This window comes from Streptomyces sp. NPDC043427 (genome assembly GCF_056436655.1).
The window spans coordinates 118,122-135,739 of record NZ_JBWKCC010000029.1 but is presented as its reverse complement, the minus strand read 5'-3'; the positions used below and the strand labels follow the sequence as shown (position 1 = coordinate 135,739).

Annotated in this window: 16 protein-coding genes; 6 read left to right on the top strand and 10 right to left on the bottom strand. The window is 71.2% G+C overall.

What is annotated here, in order from left to right:
• Positions 1–148: 148 nt before the first annotated feature.
• Positions 149–2,938, bottom strand: a complete 2,790-nt coding sequence (locus AC067M_RS34920) for a penicillin acylase family protein (protein WP_478701046.1) — start codon at positions 2,936–2,938, stop codon at positions 149–151.
• 295 nt (positions 2,939–3,233) lie between these two features.
• On the opposite strand from AC067M_RS34920, the gene AC067M_RS34915 reads away from it, so the two are divergent.
• A complete protein-coding gene (locus AC067M_RS34915) occupies positions 3,234–3,836 on the top strand; it encodes a hypothetical protein (RefSeq protein ID WP_478701045.1) in 603 nt (200 codons plus the stop codon).
• A gap of 166 nt (positions 3,837–4,002) precedes the next feature.
• A complete protein-coding gene (locus AC067M_RS34910; RefSeq protein WP_478701044.1) occupies positions 4,003–5,070 on the top strand; it encodes an RNA ligase (ATP) in 1,068 nt (355 codons plus the stop codon).
• A gap of 20 nt (positions 5,071–5,090) precedes the next feature.
• Here the strand turns inward: AC067M_RS34910 and soxR are convergent, their stop codons facing one another.
• Complete coding sequence (soxR, locus tag AC067M_RS34905) at positions 5,091–5,585, bottom strand: redox-sensitive transcriptional activator SoxR (protein ID WP_478701043.1); 495 nt, start codon at positions 5,583–5,585, stop codon at positions 5,091–5,093.
• A 134-nt stretch (positions 5,586–5,719) separates the two neighbouring features.
• Here soxR and AC067M_RS34900 point away from each other — a divergent pair, with 134 nt between their 5' ends.
• Positions 5,720–6,181, top strand: a complete 462-nt coding sequence (locus AC067M_RS34900; protein ID WP_478701042.1) for a MaoC family dehydratase — start codon at positions 5,720–5,722, stop codon at positions 6,179–6,181.
• Between the two features lie 12 nt (positions 6,182–6,193).
• Here the strand turns inward: AC067M_RS34900 and AC067M_RS34895 are convergent, their stop codons facing one another.
• The 3 genes from AC067M_RS34895 to AC067M_RS34885 all read right to left on the bottom strand — a co-directional run bounded on the left by AC067M_RS34895 (position 6,194) and on the right by AC067M_RS34885 (position 8,327).
• Positions 6,194–6,817, bottom strand: a complete 624-nt coding sequence (locus AC067M_RS34895; protein ID WP_478701041.1) for a TetR/AcrR family transcriptional regulator — start codon at positions 6,815–6,817, stop codon at positions 6,194–6,196.
• A 57-nt stretch (positions 6,818–6,874) separates the two neighbouring features.
• The gene (locus AC067M_RS34890) at positions 6,875–7,102 is read right to left on the bottom strand and encodes a YiaA/YiaB family inner membrane protein (protein ID WP_478701040.1); all 228 of its coding nucleotides are present in this window, start codon (positions 7,100–7,102) and stop codon (positions 6,875–6,877) included.
• 70 nt (positions 7,103–7,172) lie between these two features.
• Positions 7,173–8,327 carry an acyl-CoA dehydrogenase family protein gene (locus tag AC067M_RS34885; RefSeq protein ID WP_478701039.1) on the bottom strand — a complete coding sequence of 385 codons (1,155 nt, stop codon included), beginning with the start codon at positions 8,325–8,327 and terminating at the stop codon, positions 7,173–7,175.
• 90 nt (positions 8,328–8,417) lie between these two features.
• Here AC067M_RS34885 and AC067M_RS34880 point away from each other — a divergent pair, with 90 nt between their 5' ends.
• The 3 genes from AC067M_RS34880 (at position 8,418) to AC067M_RS34870 (ending at position 11,334) form a co-directional block, all read left to right on the top strand.
• The gene (locus AC067M_RS34880; protein ID WP_478701038.1) at positions 8,418–9,062 is read left to right on the top strand and encodes a TetR/AcrR family transcriptional regulator; all 645 of its coding nucleotides are present in this window, start codon (positions 8,418–8,420) and stop codon (positions 9,060–9,062) included.
• Between the two features lie 340 nt (positions 9,063–9,402).
• Complete coding sequence (locus tag AC067M_RS34875) at positions 9,403–10,113, top strand: ArsR/SmtB family transcription factor (protein WP_478701037.1); 711 nt, start codon at positions 9,403–9,405, stop codon at positions 10,111–10,113.
• Between the two features lie 255 nt (positions 10,114–10,368).
• Positions 10,369–11,334, top strand: coding sequence for a DMT family transporter (locus tag AC067M_RS34870; protein ID WP_478701036.1), 966 nt, complete (start codon positions 10,369–10,371; stop codon positions 11,332–11,334).
• On the opposite strand, the gene AC067M_RS34865 is transcribed toward AC067M_RS34870, so the two are convergent.
• From AC067M_RS34865 to AC067M_RS34845, 5 genes are all read right to left on the bottom strand, one after another.
• The gene (locus AC067M_RS34865; protein WP_478701035.1) at positions 11,326–12,648 is read right to left on the bottom strand and encodes an MFS transporter; all 1,323 of its coding nucleotides are present in this window, start codon (positions 12,646–12,648) and stop codon (positions 11,326–11,328) included. The genes AC067M_RS34870 and AC067M_RS34865 overlap by 9 nt on opposite strands.
• Before the next feature lie 125 nt (positions 12,649–12,773).
• Positions 12,774–13,856, bottom strand: a complete 1,083-nt coding sequence (locus tag AC067M_RS34860; protein ID WP_478701034.1) for a Zn-dependent alcohol dehydrogenase — start codon at positions 13,854–13,856, stop codon at positions 12,774–12,776.
• A gap of 71 nt (positions 13,857–13,927) precedes the next feature.
• Positions 13,928–15,316, bottom strand: a complete 1,389-nt coding sequence (locus AC067M_RS34855; RefSeq protein ID WP_478701033.1) for an aldehyde dehydrogenase family protein — start codon at positions 15,314–15,316, stop codon at positions 13,928–13,930.
• Between the two features lie 104 nt (positions 15,317–15,420).
• Positions 15,421–16,779 carry an ABC transporter ATP-binding protein gene (locus tag AC067M_RS34850; RefSeq protein ID WP_478701032.1) on the bottom strand — a complete coding sequence of 453 codons (1,359 nt, stop codon included), beginning with the start codon at positions 16,777–16,779 and terminating at the stop codon, positions 15,421–15,423.
• A 173-nt stretch (positions 16,780–16,952) separates the two neighbouring features.
• Positions 16,953–17,618 (bottom strand): class F sortase (locus AC067M_RS34845; protein WP_478701031.1); only part of this gene is annotated, 666 nt, incomplete at its 5' end.

Sequence of the window (17,618 nt, the reverse complement as noted above, 5' to 3'; positions counted from 1 at the left end):
CCCCCCCCCCCCCCCCCCCCCCCCCCCCCCCCCCCCCCCCCCCCCCCCCCCCCCCCCCCCCCCCCCCCCCCCCCCCCCCCCCCCCCCCCCCTCCCTCCCCCCCCCCCCCCCCCCCCCCCCCCCCCCCCCCCCCCCCCCGTACCGGTGTTTACCGGTGGGAGGTGAACTCGACGACCTGCTGGAAGGTCGGCCGGTTCTGCCAGCTGATCTTGCCGTGCTTGATGCCGCCCAGGGTGCGGTGGACGATGGTGTCGGCGCACCACTGGTCGCCCGCCGAGCACTGGTCGTCACCGGGGTAGACCTGGGCCGCGGTCTTGCCGGCCGCCTCCTTCAGGGTGCTGATCAGGATGTCCCGGCAGGCGCTGAGGGTGCCGCCGCCGCAGTACTTGCGGCCCAGCGGTCCCTGCACCGACTCGCCGAGCACCGACCGGATGTCCTTGTCGACGTAGCTCCACCAGCCGTACTGGAAGGAGCTTCCGGCGTGCGAGCCGGTCGGGCCGTGGCCGGCGGACGGGGCCTCGTCGATGGGCAGGTTGTTGGTGAACGCGGTGTACAGGTCGGTGCCGAGGCCCGGTTCGAACTCGGCCTTGACCAGCAGCGGCCACCAGGCGTCCAGGATACGGATCGCGTCGGCGTCGGCGTACTTCTTCGAACCGGCCGTGGTCTCCGTGCGCTTGCCGCCCGCTGACAGCCACGTCTGGAGCTTGCTGACGGCGGCCGCGGCGGTGGAGTCGGTGACCGTGGAGCTGCCCACGACCTTCAGCAGGTCGGGGAGCACGTCCTCGGCCCGCAGGTCGGCGGTGGCCGCGTCCGCCATCGCCTTCGTCAGGGACGCGCGGGTCACCCCACCGGCCGCGGCCAGCTTCTTCACCCGGTCCTCGAGCAGGTTCCCGCGGTGCACCGAGCCGTCGCCCCAGGGCGCGGTCGTGTAGTCCTTGGCCTGCTTGTTGTTCCAGGAGATGTAGTAGTCCTGGTCGATGGAGTTGGGGTGGGCCGACGCGGGCGTGTAGTCGGCGGTGTTGGTCGTCGGGTTCCAGCCCCGCCACTCGTACGCGGACTGCGCCCACACCGGGAACTCCGCGTCGACGCCGTTCGCGCGGACCGGGTTGTTGCCGCTGTTGTAGTACGCGGTGTGCTGGGAGTCCGCGTAGAACCAGTTGAACGTGTAGTTGATGTGCTGCACCGCGCTCTGGAAGGTCTGCGGGCTCTTGACGTAGTCGGGGTCGTTGAGCATCTGGAAGCCGATGATGGAGTCGGCCTCGTGCAGGTAGGAGGAGCGCAGGGTGGTGTAGGCGACCTTCTTGCCGCCGACGGTGGCCCGGTACTCGACGGGCCCGTACTTCGTCCGCCACACGCGCATGGTGTACGAGCCGGCGGCCGTTCCGTCGGCCGTGGTCGGGGTCCAGGCGTTCTTCTGTTCGACCTTGTCCATGGCCGTGCAGGTGCCGTGGTACAGGTAGTGGTAGTCGTCCTGGCACAGTTCGACGGCGAAGGTGTCGATGATGTCCTGGCCGGAGGTCGTGGCGCTCCACGCGTAGTCCTGGCCGCGGCCGAGTTCGACGTACATGCTCAGGCCGGCGAAGGAGGCGCCGCGGGCGCTGATGCCCGGGCCCTGGATCTCCTGGAGCAGGAGCAGCTGGGGGGCGAAGTAGCCGGTCTGCGGGCCGAAGACAGCGACCGGGTGGCCACTTGCGGTGTGCTTGCCGCTGACCACTAGGGCGTTGGACATGCCACGCTTGGCCGAGGTGAGGGCGGTCTTGGCCGCCGAGGTGGAGGCGGTGGTGGCGGTGCTGGTGGCCGCGCTGCCCGTACGGTCGTGGACCAGCGGCTCCTCGACGACCGAGCCGGGGTCGGGCAGGGCCTGGCCCTGCGGGTCGTCGGGCTTGGTGGCGTAGGGGAAGCTCTCGCCGTTGTGGACCGTGAGGACGGCCTCCGGGTCGTTGCGCTCGCGGAAGGACTCCCAGACCTTGGTGCCCTCGGTGACGCCGTACTTCTCCTGGGCGGCCAGCAGTGAGATCGCGTTGTTGACCTCGCCGCCGCCTCCGGAGCCGAAGAGCGCGCCGATCACGGAGCCGAGCGCGACCAGGTCGGTGATCTTGAAGTGGTCGATGGTGCCGGCGTTGGTGATGGAGTCCTTGTGCCCGGTCAGGACATACTCGCCGGGGAAGTAGCGCCCGCTGTCGGAGGCGTCGATGTACGCGTTGATGCCGTCGAGGTAGGCCTTGGCGTCGGCGAGGGCCTGCTGGCCGCGCGCGCCGTTGGTGGCGATGGCGTTGTCGATCTGGGCCTGGAGATCGGCCTCGGTGTACGGGGCGTTGCGCCAGAACTGCTGTTCCAGGCCCTGGTTGGAGGCTGCGCCGCCCGCGAAGGACGTCAGCTGGCCGCGTCCGACGTGACGGAAGACGTCCATCAGCCACAGGCGGTCCTGGGCCGCCGCATAGCCGGCGCCGAACTCGGTGCCGTATCGAGTGGTACCGGTGATGTGCGGCACGCCCGTCTTCTTGTCACGAACGATCGTCACGTCGCTGCGGTTCGCCGGCTTGAGGGTGGAGGCGACCTGGTCGGCGGGCACTCCGAACGACGCGTCGTTGAAGAAGGTGTTGATCGTGGCGTTGGTCAGTGTGGTGTAGCCCTTGGCCAGGTTGGAGTAGGGGCCGAGCTGGTCCTCGGCGTGCTCGGGCTGGGTGCCGAAGGCTTGGTTGAGCAGGACCTGGGCAAGCGTGGCATTGCCGTTCTGACCGGGCGGGAGGATGTCGGAACACTGGCCGCCGCAGTGGTCGTTGGCGGCGGCCGTGGGCTCGGCCGCCACCGCTGCCTGAGTGAGCGGAGACAAAAGCCCGGCTATCAGGACGCATACGGAGGCGTTCTTCAGGAACCCGGGGAATCGACTGGGAGTTCTCAGTCTGTCGAGAGCGTTGCGTGGGGTTCGCCGCGGCATGGCAGCTCCTTGCGATGGGGGTGAGCCGGAGGTTACCGCCGGTATCCCCGAGATTGAAGATGAGCAAGCGTCACTTTTTGCAAAGTCGACGCGGGTCGTCAGGAGTCGACATGGACGCCACATCGGGCACGCGGGCAACAGAGGGCGAGGCGCGCGCAAGCCCGGACGGCTTATGGGGGGCCATCCGAAATCGGATGGAGCCGAATCGCGTGTCGACACGTCTATTCGGCGACGTCCGTACGGAGACGCCGAAGTGACCGAAGTACAGGTGCAGGTGTGACGGAGGTGCAGGGCGATGGCCGGTTTCCGGAGTCTGGCGAGACAGGTGCGCGACCCGCGGTGCGATCTGGCACTGCGGCGCTACTCACTGCGCAAGTGCCTGGAGCGGTTCGCTCCTTACGGGCACCGGGCGACCTGGGACCACTTGTGCTCCCGGGCGGGGTTCGGGCCGGAGGACCGCTCCCCCGATCCAGCGCGGCTCGTGGCCGCACTGGACGAACTGGAGGAGGCGCGGGCGGTCTGGCTCGCCTATGAGGTCGAGTTCGCCGAGCGCCGCAAGAAGGAGAAGCACGACGGGTTGCGCCGGCCGGGCAGCGTGGACGACTGGCACCGGCTGACCTGGGGCGGCTTCGGAGTCGCGTGGTGCGACGACCCGCGGGTACACCCCCGTCACCCGCTGGCCGAGGTACTGCGTCGGCTCATCGCCGCGCTGGAGCGCGAACCGGGCGCGAGTTGCCCGGTGTGCGACGGAGCGCGTCTGGTCTGGAGGTACGACCTGGACCACGAACCGTCGTCGGGTCCCGTCTGCACGGAGTGCGGGATCCTGGTACCACGCCCGGTCCTGACACCGGAGTCCCTGGCGTACGCCAGGCGGGGGCGCGTGCTCGTGTCGGCCTAGATCGAGGGGGGTGCGCCGGGGATGCCGCACCCCCTGATGTGACGGCGTGGGGCCGCGTAGGCCGAAGAGCGTGAGGCTACCAGGCGCTAATTCGTTCGATCCATGACTTTTGCGTGCGGAGAGTTCTGGGTGATGAAACCCATGTGAGGCACCTGGAGGACTCCCCATGTCGACGCTGCGCGTGACCGCCGAAGTGCTGACCGTCCACGAGCACCCGAACGCCGACGCGCTCGAACTGGCCCAGGTGGGCCTGTATCGGGCCGTTGTCGCCAAGGGCGCGTACCGCACCGGTGAGGCCGCCGTGTACATCCCCGAGCAGTCGGTGCTGCCGCCCGAGCTGATCGAGGAGCTGGGGCTGACCGGGCGGCTGGCGGGCGGCAACGCGGACCGCGTCAAGGCGGTGCGGCTGCGCGGGGAGCTGTCGCAGGGCATCGTGTGCCGGCCGAAGGCGCTCGCGGAGTTCGACCTGGGCCGGGCGGCACAGGAGGGGACGGACTTCGCCGCGCTGCTCGGCATCACCAAGTGGGTGCCACCCGTACCGCCCATGATGAACGGTGATGTCGAGTCCGCGCCGGAGCTGCTGCCGTGGGTCGACATCGAGAACATCCAGCGGTTTCCGGACATCTTCACCGCGGGCGAGGCTGTGGTCCTGACGGAGAAGCTGCACGGGTCGGCGTGCCTGCTGACGTATGTCGCCGACTCGGGTCGGGTGTACGTCTCGTCCAAGGGCTTCGGGGCGAAGTCGCTGGCGCTGAAGGAGGACCCGCGCAATCTGTACTGGCGGGCGGTACGGGGCCACGGCGTCGCCGAGGCCGCGGCGCGGCTCGCCGAGCGGCTGGGGGCGCGACGGGTGGGGATCTTCGGGGAGGTGTACGGGGCTGGGGTGCAGGACCTGACGTACGGCGCGGACGGGCGACGCGACACGCTCGGGTACGCCGTGTTCGACGTGTCCGCGGAGATCGACGGGCAGGTGCGGTGGCTGAACGCGGCGGAACTCCTGGACGGAGAGCTGCCGTTGGTGCCGCGGCTGTTCGAAGGTCCCTACGACATCGACCGCGTCCTGGAGATCGCCGCCGGCCGCGAGACGGTGTCCGGGCGTGAGCTGCATCTGCGGGAGGGCGTGGTCATCCGTCCTCGCGGTGAGCGGTACAGCGCGGTGACCGGGGGGCGGGCGATCGCGAAGGCGGTGAGTCCGGCCTATCTGACGCGGAAGGGCGGGACGGAGTACGAGTGAGGCCGGGGCGGCCGGGAGGGTTACGCGGGCCGTGTGCGCGGCTCGCTCGTCCCGCGGCCGCCCTTCTCCACCAACAAGCGGGAGCCCGACTGGCGTTCACCGAACACGTCGTCGGGGTTGGACAGGACGCAGGTGTTGAGGGAGAGACAGCCGCAGCCGATGCAGTCGGTGAGGTGGTCGCGGAGGCGGTTGAGTTGTTTGATGCGTTCGTCGAGTTCGACGCGCCAGACCTCGGAGAGGCGGCTCCAGTCCTCGCGGGTGGGGGTGCGCTCCTCGGGGAGTTCGGCGAGGGCCTCGCGGATCGTGGCCAGCGGGATGCCGACGCGCTGGGCGGCGCGGACGAAGGCGACCCGGCGCAGGGTGTCACGCGTGTAGCGGCGCTGGTTGCCCGAGGTGCGGCGGCTGCTGATCAAGCCCTTGGACTCGTAGAAGTGCAGGGCCGAGACGGCGGCGCCGCTGCGCGCGGAGAGCTGGCCGACGGTGAGCTCATGGATCTTCTCTGAAATCTGGGGCACTCCTCGAACCCTACCTAGCGGCCCCCGCCCACGCCGTCCCCTCCCGTCCGTTGACAGGGGCTCCCGATCCGACCATGCTAAGCAGTCGCTTAGCATGCATGGAGAACCGAGTTCGTCACGCGAGAGGCCCAGACATGGCAGAGCCGAGGATCTTCACGTCCGCCGACGACCTGAAGGCGGCGGTGGGCGAGCAGCTGGGGTACACCGACTGGCTGGAGGTCGACCAGAAGCGCGTCGACCTGTTCGCCGAGGCCACCGGCGACCACCAGTGGATCCACGTGGATCCGGAGAAGGCGGCGGCCGGGCCGTTCGGCACCACCATCGCGCACGGGTATCTGACGCTGTCGCTGCTGCCGCTCTTCGGGCCCCAGCTGATCTCCGTCGAGGGCGTGAAGATGGGCGTCAACTACGGGACCAACAAGGTGCGTTTCCCCGCCCCGGTGCCTGTCGGCTCCCGGCTGCGCGCCACCGCCACGATCACCGGCGTGGAGGACGTACCCGGCGGCATCCAGGTGAGCGTCGCGTTCACGGTCGAGCGCGAGGGCGGCGACAAGCCCGTGTGCGTCGCGGAGTCCGTGTCCCGGTACTACCTCTGACCAGCGCGGCGACTACTTCGCGCCCACCATCCGCAGCACGAGGTCGGCGTACAGATCGCCGACCTCATCGGGCGTGCGCGGGCCGTTGACGTTGAACCAGCGGGCCACGTCGATGCACAGGGAGAGCACGGCGAGCGTGGTGCCGTGGACGTCCAGGACGTCGAACTCACCCGTCTGCACGCCCTCCTCGATGATCCCGCGCACCTCCGCGTTGACCTGGCGGCGCAGCGCGAGGATCTCCGCGCGGGCGTCCGGGCCGAGCGACTCCAGCTCGTACTGCACGACCCGTGCGGTGGTGCGCCCGCCGGCGTGCCACCGCACGAAGGAGCTCACCGCGTCGGCGAGCCGCTCGGTGGGGGTGCCCTCACGCCGGGACGCCGTCTGCAGGATCTCCAGCGCCTTCTCGTGGCCGATCCTGCTGATGCGGTGGAGCAGCTCTTCTTTGGTCTTGTAGTGGATGTAGAGCGCGGCCGGGCTCATGCCCGCGCGGCCCGCGATGTCACGGGTCGTCGTGGCGTGGTAGCCGCGCTCGGCGAAGGCCTCCACCGCGGCAATGAGCAGCCGCCGAGCCGCATCGGGCGTCACCTCGCCCCACGGCTGCGCTTCGCCGCCGGCCGTCTCCTCCGCCGTACTCACTCGTTCGCCCCTCTCGGTGACAGGAGCTCCACCATACCGCCGAAGGTGAGCGGTCGCTTAGCGTCCCCGCTCAGCGGGGTCCTGCCGGTCGCGGATCACCTTGGCCAGCGTGAAGGCGGACGTCACCAGGTACAGGACGGCGATGGCGAGGAAGGCCCGCACCCAGGCATCGGCCTTGAGCTGGTAGATCCCGACGGCGGTCGCCGCCATGGCGACGGCGAAGGAGGCGACGGCCTGGCCGTAGAAGGCGGCCGTGTTCTGCTGCTTGACCGGTGTGTCATTCATGGGGACAGCTTCGGCGGACGTGGCCGAGACCACATCCGCCGAGATACTCAGGCCAGGGACTGCGACGTACTCAGAAGGCCGAGACGCCCGTCAGCGCCCGACCGATCACCAGCTTCTGGATCTGGCTGGTGCCCTCGTAGAGGGTCATCACGCGGGCGTCGCGCAGCAGCTTGCCCGCGGGGTACTCGTCGATGTAGCCGTAGCCGCCGAAGACCTGGAGGGCGTTGTTGGCGGCGCGTACGGCGGCCTCCGAGGCGAAGAGCTTGGCCTTGGAGGACTCGGTGGTGAAGGGCAGGCCGCGGTCGATCAGGTCGGCGACGCGCCAGGTCAGCAGGCGGGCCGCGTCGACGTCCACGGCGATGTCGCTGATCAGCTCCTGGACGAGCTGGTGGTGGGCGATGGCCCGGCCGAACTGCTCACGTTCGGTCGCGTACCGGACGGCCGCGTCCAGCGCCGCCTGCGCTATGCCGACGCAGCCCGCCGCCACCGACATCCGCCCCTTCGCCAGGGCCGACATGGCGACGGAGAAGCCCTTGCCCTCCTCCCCCAGCAGCGCGGAGGCCGGGACGCGCACGTCCTCCAGGACCAGCTCGGCGGTGGCCTGGCCGCGCAGGCCGAGCTTGCCGTGGATGGTGCGGCGCGTCAGGCCGGGGGTGTCGGTGGGGACCAGGAAGGCGGAGACGCCCCTGTGGCCGGGCGCGTCCGTGGAACGGGCGAACAGCAGCACGACGTCGGCCCACGTGCCGTTGGTGATGAACATCTTCGTGCCGTTGATGACGTAGTCTCCCCCACCGTCGCGGACCGCGCGTGTGGTGAGGTTGCCGGCGTCGGAGCCGGTGCCGGGCTCGGTGAGGCCGAAGCAGCCGACGTACGCGCCGGAGGTGAGGCCGGGCAGCCAGCGGCGCTTGTGTTCGTCGCTGCCCCAGGCGGCGATGGTCTTGGCGACAAGGCCGAGCGAGACGGACACGATGCCGCGCACGGAGGAGTCGCCGCGGCCGAGTTCCTCTGTCACCAGGCAGTACGCGAGGTGGTCGCCGCCCGAGCCGCCGTACTCCTCGTCGATCGTCAGGCCGAGGAAGCCGAGCTCGCCGAGCTTCTTCACGATCCCCCGGTCGACCTCCTCGGCCCGGTCCCAGGCGACGACGTGGGGGGCGATCTCGCGTGCCACGAAGTCCCGGGCGAGTCGCTGTACGGCGGTCTGCTCCTCGCTGAGCTCCAGATTCATGCCGAGTCACCCCACAGATAGCGGATCTCGAAGGCCGAACATTTAAATTAGCACTGCTAGTTTCACGGGCGCAGCCCTACTATGTGCGCCATGGCCCGACCGCGCAAGCCCCTCCTCAGCACCGACCGGATCGTCGAGACGGCACGCGCGCTCGTGGACACGGAGGGACTGGCCGCCGTCTCCACGCGCCGGCTCGCCGCGGAGTTGGGGGTGAGCGGGCCCTCGCTGTACAACCACTTCCGCACGAAGGACGAGATCCTGGAGGCGGTCGCCGACTCGGTGAGCGCGCAGGTCGACCTGTCGATGTTCGAGGACAGCGGCCGGGACTGGCGGACCGCGCTGCACGACTGGGCCGTCTCCTACCGCGCGGCCCTCCGCGACCACCCCAACATCGTCCCCGTCCTCGCCCGCGGCCCCGGCCGCCGCCCGGCCGCGCTACGGCTCGCCGACGCGGTCTACGGGGCGATGGTCCACGCCGGCTGGCCACCCGCCCAGGCGACCTCCATCGGCGCGCTCATGCGGTACTTCATCATGGGCTCCGCGCTGGGCTCGTTCGCGGGCGGCTTCGTCGATGACCAGAGCGCGTACGATCCCGCCGACTATCCCCACCTCGGCCAGGCGCACCTTCTCGCCGAGCAACAGGAGAAGATCGACGAGCGGGCCTTCGAGACGGGGCTGACTGCGCTGTTGGACGGGTTGGTGCGCCAGTACGAGCAGGTGGGGCGGGCGGGGTAGGACGGGGTGCCGGTCGCGGAGGTCGACACGTCGGCAGGCCGCTCGGGCGGGTCCGGTACCGGGCGGGGCGGCGGTTGCGGAGGGGGCGCGGCAGCAAGCCGCCCGGGCGGGTCCGGTTCAGGGGGCGGTTGCCGAGGGGGCGCGGCGGGGGCCGCTCGGTGGTCGGGTGGGTGCGGAGATGCGGTCGCCGATGTCTTTGCGCCGGGGGCTGCTCAGGCGGTTGGGCGTGGGCGGGGGGCGGTTCGGCGTTTGCCGAGGTGGGCGCGCCCAGTCGCTGCTCGGGCGATCGGTACGGGACCGTTCGGTCAGGGCCGAAGTGTTCGTGCCGCATGCTGGGGGCATGACCAGCAAGGACCCCCAGGCGGTGCGGCTGGCCCGGCTTGCCGGGCTGATCGCCGATGAGACGCGGGCCGCATGCCTGTTGGCGCTGCTCGACGGGCGGGCGTGGACCGCGGGTGAGCTGGCGCGGCACGCGGGAGTGGCCGCGTCGACGCTGAGCGAGCACCTGGGCAAAATGGTCGCGGGCGGGCTGCTGGCCGAGGAGCGGCAGGGGCGGCACCGCTACGTACGGCTCTCCGACGCCCGGGTCGCCCAGCTGGTGGAGGACCTGGCCGCCCAGCTCGGCCCCAGCGTGGGCCAACGGCCGCGCAGCCTGCGCGAGTCGAGCGCCGGTTCGGCGATGGCCCGCGGCCGCACCTGCTACGACCACCTCGCCGGCCGCCTGGGCATCGCGATCACGGACGCGCTGACCACGCGCGAACTCCTCCTCCAGGACACGGGGTTCGCCTTGACGGACGCGGGGGTCGGCTGGTTCGACTCCGTCGGCATCACTCTCGACCGCACGAGCCGCCGCCCCCTGGCCCGCGCCTGCCTCGACTGGACCGAGCGCCGCCCCCACCTCGCGGGCGTCGCCGGCGCGGCCCTGTGCCGGCACGCTCTGGAGGCGGGCTGGTGCGTGCGCATCGGCTCCGAGCGGGCGGTGAAGGTGACACCGACGGGCGAGCGGGTCCTGCACCAGCTGCTGGGCATCCGGACCGCGGCGCTGAACTAGGGGGCTTCTGACGGATCTCCGTGGAGGAAGGAGCGGCGTCCGGTGCGTGCTCTCGGTGTGCCGGCCGGAAGCCCTCGTACTGGGCTTACTTGGGCTTTCGGCTGGTGCGGCGAGAGTACGTGCCGGGCGTCGCGACGCCGCGGAGATCCGTCAGAAGCCCCCTAGCGCGGCCCACCGGTCGGCTCCGCCTACGACCTCCGCGCCACCGCAACCCCCCGTCCGAAATCGGCCCCGTTTCTCCCTAGCCTCTGGAGCATGATGTCTGCCTCCCTGTCCCGCCCGGAACGTCGCACGGAGTTGCTCGCCGCTGGTGCGGCTGTGGTCAGTGTTGTGTTGTGGGCCTCCGCGTTCGTGTCGATCCGAAGTGCGGGGGCCGCGTACTCGCCGGGTGCGTTGGCGCTCGGGCGACTGCTTGCCGGGGCGGTGACGCTGGGGGCCATCTGTGCTGTGCGGCGGGAGGGGTGGCCCGCGCGTTCGGCGTGGCGGGGGATCGGGATATCGGGGGTGCTGTGGTTCGGGTTCTACATGGTCGCCCTGAACTGGGGGGAGCAGGAGGTGGACGCGGGAACGGCGGCCCTGGTCGTCAATATCGGCCCCCTCCTCATCGCCCTGCTCGGCGCACGCCTCCTCGGTGACGTGATGCCGCCGCGGCTGGTGGCGGGGATGGCGGTGTCGTTCGCCGGCGCGGTGACGGTGGGGCTGTCGATGTCGGGCGACGACGGTTCCTCGGTGCTCGGGGTGGCGCTGTGCCTGCTGGCGGCGGTCGCGTACGCGGGCGGGGTCGTCGCGCAGAAGCCGGCGCTGGGGAGGGCGAGCGCGTTGCAGGTGACGACGTTCGGGTGTCTCGTCGGGGCGGTGGTGTGCCTGCCGTTCACCGGGCAGTTGGTGAGCGAAGCGGCGAAGGCGCCCGTGCCGGCCACGCTCAACATGGTCTACCTGGGGGTCTTCCCGACCGCGCTCGCCTTCACCACCTGGGCGTACGCCCTGGCCCGTACGACCGCCAGCCGCATGGGCGCGACCACGTACGCGGTCCCCGCGCTGGTCGTGCTGATGTCGTGGCTGGCCCTGGGCGAGGTGCCGGGGGTGCTCACGCTGGCGGGCGGTGCGCTGTGCCTGGCCGGAGTGGCGGTGTCGCGGTCCCGGGTGCGGGCACGGCGGGCGCCGGCGGCTGCGGCCGCGGCCGTGGAGCCGCAGCCGGAGCGGCCGGAACTGTCAGCGTGAACGGGCCTTGGCCGCAAGGACCTTGATGGAGACGAGCGCGATCACCGAGAGGCCGACGATGTACGCGGAGACCGACATCGACGTGCCCGTCGTCTCCAGGAGCAGGACCATGACGAACGGCGCGAGTCCGCCGCCGCCCACCGCGGCGATCTGGTAGCCGAGGGAGGCGCCCGTGTAGCGCATCTCGGGCGTGAACAGCTCGGCGAACAGGGCGGCCTGGGGCCCGTACATGATGCTGAGGAAGCAGCTGGCGACGAACGTGCCGACCGCCAGCCACAGCAGTGAGCCGGTGTCGATCAGAAGGAACAGCGGTACGGCCCACAGCGCGATGCCGGCCGCGCCGAACGCGTAGACCCGGATGCGGCCGACGCGGTCGGAGAGCGCCGCGGAGGCCGGGATCAGCACCAGTTGGGTGAGGCTGACGCAGAGCGAGACGGTGAGGACGGCGCCGCGGTTCATGCCGAGCTCGCGGGTGGTGTAGTCGAGGACGCCGGTGATGAGGATGTAGAAGGTCGCGGTGTTCACGGCGAAGGAGCCACCGGCGAGGAGGACCGTGCCGAGGTGGTCGCGCAGGACCGTGCGCAGGGGCGAGCCTTGTTCAGCCTTCTCCTTCTCGGCCAACGCCCGCTCCGCCTCGCGGAACGCAGGTGTCTCCTCGACGCGGGTGTGGATGTACCAGGCGAGCGCGAGGACGAACAGGCCGACCAGGAAGGGGACCCGCCAGCCCCAGGCGGCGAAGGCGGTGTCGGTGGTGAACGCGCCGGCCAGCAGGAAGACGCTGTTGGCGGTCACCACCCCGATGGGGACACCGAGCTGGACGACGCTGCCGTAGACACCGCGCTTGCCCTCCGGCGCGTACTCGGTGGCGAGCAGCATCGCGCCGCCCCACTGGGCGCCGACCGCGAGCCCCTGGACGACGCGCAGGGTGACGAGCAGGACCGGGGCGGCGACGCCGATCGTGTCGTACGTCGGGAGCAGACCGATGCCGGTCGTCGCCAGGCCCATCAGCGTGAGCGCGAGGACGAGCATCGGCTTGCGGCCGCGCTTGTCGCCGAGGTGTCCGGCGACGATGCCGCCGAGCGGGCGGGCGAGGAAGCCGACGGCGAAGGTGGCGAAGGAGGCGAGGACTCCGGCGGTGGAGCTGCCCGCCGGGAAGTACAGGTCGCCGAGGACGAGGGCGGCGGCGATCCCGAAGACGAAGTAGTCGTACCACTCGACGGCCGAGGCGAGGGCGGCGGCGGTGGCCACACGGCGGCGATGGGGAGTCGCCGGCGCGGTCACGGGGGTGGGTTGAGCGGTGGGGAAGGTGTCCATGCGTGCACACTCCGGTGGGTGCGGTGGGGACGTTCCCGGGAACATACTGACCGGACGGTATGGGGTCAACGGTCGTGCGCGAAGATTGCCCGGAGCACCCGAGGGGCGCTCCGGACAACTCGGACTCAGAACGTCACGAGCGCCCTGCCGCCCTTGCCCGCCAGCATGTTGGCGAACGCCGCCGGAATCCCCTCCAGCGCGATGCGTTCCGTCACCAGCGCGCCCAGGTCCAGACGTCCCGCCCGTACGTGCTCGGCGAGCACCGGCAGGTCCTGCGCCGGGTTGGAGTTGCCGTAGACACAGCCCGAGAGGGTCCTGCCCCAGTGGAAGATCTCCAGGGCGTTGAAGGTGACCTGCTGGTCCTTGCCGCCGATGCCGACGACCGTCGTACGGCCGCCACGGCGGGTGGAGTCCCAGGCCGCGCGGATGGTGCTCGCGCGGCCCACGCACTCGACGGCCACGTCGACGCCCTGCTTGTCCGTGAGACCTCGGATCTCGCGGGCCGTGGTGTCGGAGGCCACCACGTAGTCCGTGGCTCCGGCGGCTCGCGCCAAGTCCTCCTTCGCCGGGGAGACATCGACCGCGACGATCTTCGCGGCACCCGCGATACGGGCCGCCTGGAGCGCTGCGAGGCCCACTCCCCCGACGCCGTACACCGCCACCGTCTCCCCGGGCTGAACCCGCGCCGAGTGGTGGACGGCGCCGTAACCGGTCAGGACCGCGCAGCCGAGCAGTGCCGCGTCCGTGAGCGGGATGCCCTCGGGGAGGGGCAGGACGCAGCTCGCCGGCACGACCGTCTCCTCGGCGAACGCGGCGACGTTCAGGCCGGGGTGGAGTTCGGTGCCGTCGACGGTTCGGGCGTACACGTCGGCGGCGCCGTTGAGCGCGTTGGCGCACAGCCAGACCTCACCGAGCGAGCAGGCGTGACAACTGCCGCAGGACGGAGCCCAGTTCAGGACGACTCCGTCGCCGGGCGTGAGACCGGTGACCCCTTCACCGACGGCGACCACCGTGCCCGCGCCCTCGTGGCCGAGGACGGCGGGGACCGGTACCCGCATGGTGCCGTCGGACAGGGACAGGTCGGAGTGGCAGACCCCGGCGGCCGCGAGCCGGACACGGACCTGGCCGGGGCCGGGGTCGGGCAGCTCGATGTCGGTGATCTCCAGCGGGGAGCCGATGGCGGGGAGTACGGCGGCACGGACGGCCATGACGGGCAACGCTCCTGGATCGCGAGGGACTAGAACCGCAGGGACAAGAACCGGAGGGAGGACTGGAGGGACTAGAACTGGAGGGACTTGGTCTGGAGGTATTCGGCGAGACCGTGCGCGCCGAGTTCCCGGCCGACACCCGACTGCTTGTAACCGCCGAAGGGGGCGAGGGGGTTGAAGCGGCCGCCGTTGATGTCCACCTGGCCGGTGTCCAAACGGCGGGCGAAGGCCACCGCCTCGGCCTCGTCCCCGGCCCAGACGGCGCCGGCGAGCCCGTAGACCGTGCCGTTGGCGATCCGCAGGGCGTCCTCCTCGTCCTCGTAGCGCAGGATCGACAGGACCGGGCCGAAGATCTCCTCCTGCGCGATGGTCATGTCGGGGGTGACGTCCGCGAAGACCGTGGGGCTGATGAAGTAACCCTGCTCGCGCGGAGGCTCCGTGCCGCCGGCGACAAGGCGGGCGCCCTCCGCGAGGCCCTTGTCGATGTAACTCAGCACCCGGGCCCGCTGCTTGGCGTTGACGACCGGGCCGATGCGGTCACCGTACTTGGCGGCAGCGGCGGCGGCGAGCTCGACCGCCTCCTCGTACTGCGAGGTGTGCACCAGCATGCGCGTCCAGGCGCTGCACGTCTGGCCGGAGTTGGACATGACGTTGGCGACGCCGACGTTGACCGCCTTGGCGAGGTCGGCGCTGGGCAGGATGACGTTGGCGGACTTGCCGCCCAGTTCCAGGGCCACCTTCTTGACGGCCGCGCCCGCCGTCGCGCCGATCTGCCGGCCGACGGCCGTGGAGCCGGTGAAGGAGACCAGGTCGACGTCGGGGTGTTCGGCGAGGGCCTGTCCGGCGACCGGGCCGAGGCCGGTGACCAGGTTGAACACACCCGCCGGGAGACCCGCCTCGTGCACCGCCTCGGCGAAGAGCTGGGCGACGAGCGGGGTGTCCTCGGCCGGCTTCACCACGATCGTGCAGCCCGCGGCGAGCGCCGGGGCGACCTTCGCGACGATCTGGTGGAGCGGGTAGTTCCAGGGCGTGATCGCGCCGACCACGCCGATCGGCTCGTGCAGGACGGTCGAGTTGCCGACCTTCTCCTCGAACTCGTACGTCGCCGCAAGTTCTGCGTACGACCCGGCGACCGCGATCGGCACGCCCGCGTGCACCGCCTGCGCGAAGGGCAGCGGGGAGCCGAGTTCGGCGGCGACGGTCTCGGCGATCTCGTCCTTGCGGGCCACGAGGACGTCCCGCAGGGCGGTCAGTCGCGCGGCCCGCTCGGCGGGCGGGGTCGCGGCCCAGGCCGGGAGGGCGGTACGGGCGGCCCGTACGGCGGTGTCGACGTCCAGGGCGGTGCCTGCGGGGACCCGGCCGATCACCTGCTCGTCGACCGGGTTCACGACCTCGATGACGTCAGGGCCGGCGGCCGGGCGCCAGACGCCGTCGATGTACATGCCGTCGTGTGCCTTCATCGCGTTCCTTCCGGCGGGACCATGTCGTACGGCACAACAAACTAGCGACGTTAGTTTTCCGGCGCCAGATGCTTCCGGCCAGGCTCACCCCGTCGTGGTACGCCTCACTCCCCCAGGTCCGGCAGGTGGGTCGGGGCCGGGCAGATGCGGTCGCCGTGCTGGTCGAAGACGAAGAGGTGGGCGAGGTCGACGAGGAGGGGGACCTGCATGCCCTGGCGGAGCTGGATGTCGGGGCTGGTGCGGACGACGAGGTCGCCGGGCAGGCGCGCCTCGGCGGAGGCGGCGGAGGCGGCGGGCCCGCGGTCGCCGTCGGTGGGTGCGTCCAGGACCGCTGTCGGGGCGGCCGCCCGCAGCGCGCCCGCCCGCTCCCGCAAGCGGTGGAGAACCGTGCCCTCGCGGCGCGGCCGCCCGCGTCGGGCCGCCCGGGTCCCGGGCCGCGCGGCCTCCAACTCGGGTATGACGGCGGGCCGGGAGCCGGTGTCGAAGTGCACGATGACCTCGTGCCCCTGGTACTCCAGGTGCTCCACCAGGCCGGTGATCACCACCTCGCCGGGCCGCGCGGCGGCGGGCTTGGCGATACGCACGGCCTCCGAGCGCAGGCCGACGATGACCTCGCGGCCCTGCTGGACCCGGAGCAACTGGTGGTCCAGGGAGAGGGGTTCGGGCAGGCGCAGGGCCTGCTTGCCGAGGCTGATGCTCATCGCTCCGTCGAGCGGGGCCCGGACCACACCTCGGATCAGGTTGATGCGCGGAGTGCCGATGAAGGCGGCGACGAAGACGTTGCGCGGCAGGGCGTAGACGGCGCGAGGGGTGTCGACCTGTTGGAGGACGCCGCCGCGCAGTACGGCGACCCGGTCACCGAGGGACATGGCCTCGGCCTGGTCGTGGGTGACGTACACCGTGGTGACGCCCAGGTCGCGGGTGAGGCGGGAGATCTCGGCGCGCAGGTGGCTGCGGAGCTTGGCGTCGAGGTTGGACAGCGGCTCGTCCATCAGGAAGGCGGAGGGGTGGCGGGCGATGGCCCGGCCCATGGCGACGCGTTGGCGTTCGCCGCCGGAGAGCTGGGCGGGGAAGCGGTCGAGGAGGTCCTCGATGCCCAGCATGCGGGCGGTGGTGTCGACGCGCGGGCCGGGGTCCTCGCCGGGGGTCTCGATGCGCAGGGGGAAGCCGATGTTGTCGCGGCTGGTCATGTTCGGATAGAGGGCGAAGTTCTGGAAGACCATCGCGATGTCCCGGCCGGACGGCGGCAGATGGTTGGCGTACTCGCCGTCGAGCAGCAGCTCGCCCTCGTCGATCTCCTCGAGGCCGGCGATCATCCTGAGCACGGTGGACTTTCCGCAGCCGGAGGGGCCGAGGAGGACCAGGAACTCCCCGGGGGTGATGTCCACGGACAGCCGGTCCACCACACGGACGCCTCGCGTGTAGGACTTGCTCACGTCGTGCAGAGAGATGGCGCGTGTCATGGCAGGTGCCCCCGGAGGCTCACTCGGCGCTGGTGCTCCGCGGTTGGGAAGTCCCGTGCGGGACGTACGGGACTCGTGGGTCACGGAAATTAACGGACAGTGTGCGGCCGAGGGAAGAGACCGGGCGGGATAGGGCGCTCCGGTCCACCTGGTGAGAAAGGGGGCGGTCGGATTCAGTGGGCACGGGAGCGTTTGTCCGGTTCGCGGATCTCCTTGAGGTGGGCGAAGACGACGAGGTTGCCGGAGTAGCCGCTTCTGCGGTTGTAGTCACCGCCACAGGTGATGAGCCGCAGTTCGGGGCGGCCTCGGGGGCCGTAGACCTCCTTGTTGGGGAAGTTCGCTTTCTCGTACTTCCTGATGGCGTCGACGGTGTAGACGGCGGTCCGCCCGTCGGCCCGCCGCACCTCCACGAGGACGCCCCGCTTCAACTCGGTGAGCCCCGCGAAGACGGCGGGCCCGGTGTCCGTGTCCAAGTGCCCGACCGCCACAGCGGTTCCCTTCTCCCCCGGCGTCGGCCCGTCCGCGTTCCACCCCACCAGGTTCGCCTTGTCATCGGGCGGCGCGGGAAGCCGCCGCTGCCGGTCGAGCCGGAGGTCCGTGATCGGGGCCTTCAGACTCAGGTAGCGGATGAGGAGTGCGGTCGCGCGCGAGCGCGGCAGGGGGCGGGGCCGGGGCTTGGAGAGTGGACGGCGAGGGGTGGCGGGCGGCGCGGGTCGGCGGGACTGGGCGGCGGGGGCCGCGGGTCCGGCAACAGGCCGCTGGGCACCGGGAGCGGGCCGCTGGGCACCGGTAGCCGCAGGCCCGGGAGCCTGCCGCTGAGCGCCGGGAGCCGAAGGCCC

Bases quoted from the DNA above. Each gene is read 5' to 3' on its own strand.
- AC067M_RS34920 (WP_478701046.1), bottom strand. From the start codon at position 2,938: ATGCCGCGGCGAACCCCACGCAACGCTCTCGACAGACTGAGAACTCCC.
- AC067M_RS34915 (WP_478701045.1), top strand. From the start codon at position 3,234: ATGGCCGGTTTCCGGAGTCTGGCGAGACAGGTGCGCGACCCGCGGTGC.
- AC067M_RS34910 (WP_478701044.1), top strand. From the start codon at position 4,003: ATGTCGACGCTGCGCGTGACCGCCGAAGTGCTGACCGTCCACGAGCAC.
- AC067M_RS34900 (WP_478701042.1), top strand. From the start codon at position 5,720: ATGGCAGAGCCGAGGATCTTCACGTCCGCCGACGACCTGAAGGCGGCG.
- AC067M_RS34890 (WP_478701040.1), bottom strand. From the start codon at position 7,102: ATGAATGACACACCGGTCAAGCAGCAGAACACGGCCGCCTTCTACGGC.
- AC067M_RS34885 (WP_478701039.1), bottom strand. From the start codon at position 8,327: ATGAATCTGGAGCTCAGCGAGGAGCAGACCGCCGTACAGCGACTCGCC.
- AC067M_RS34880 (WP_478701038.1), top strand. From the start codon at position 8,418: ATGGCCCGACCGCGCAAGCCCCTCCTCAGCACCGACCGGATCGTCGAG.
- AC067M_RS34875 (WP_478701037.1), top strand. From the start codon at position 9,403: ATGACCAGCAAGGACCCCCAGGCGGTGCGGCTGGCCCGGCTTGCCGGG.
- AC067M_RS34870 (WP_478701036.1), top strand. From the start codon at position 10,369: ATGATGTCTGCCTCCCTGTCCCGCCCGGAACGTCGCACGGAGTTGCTC.
- AC067M_RS34865 (WP_478701035.1), bottom strand. From the start codon at position 12,648: ATGGACACCTTCCCCACCGCTCAACCCACCCCCGTGACCGCGCCGGCG.
- AC067M_RS34860 (WP_478701034.1), bottom strand. From the start codon at position 13,856: ATGGCCGTCCGTGCCGCCGTACTCCCCGCCATCGGCTCCCCGCTGGAG.
- AC067M_RS34855 (WP_478701033.1), bottom strand. From the start codon at position 15,316: ATGAAGGCACACGACGGCATGTACATCGACGGCGTCTGGCGCCCGGCC.
- AC067M_RS34850 (WP_478701032.1), bottom strand. From the start codon at position 16,779: ATGACACGCGCCATCTCTCTGCACGACGTGAGCAAGTCCTACACGCGA.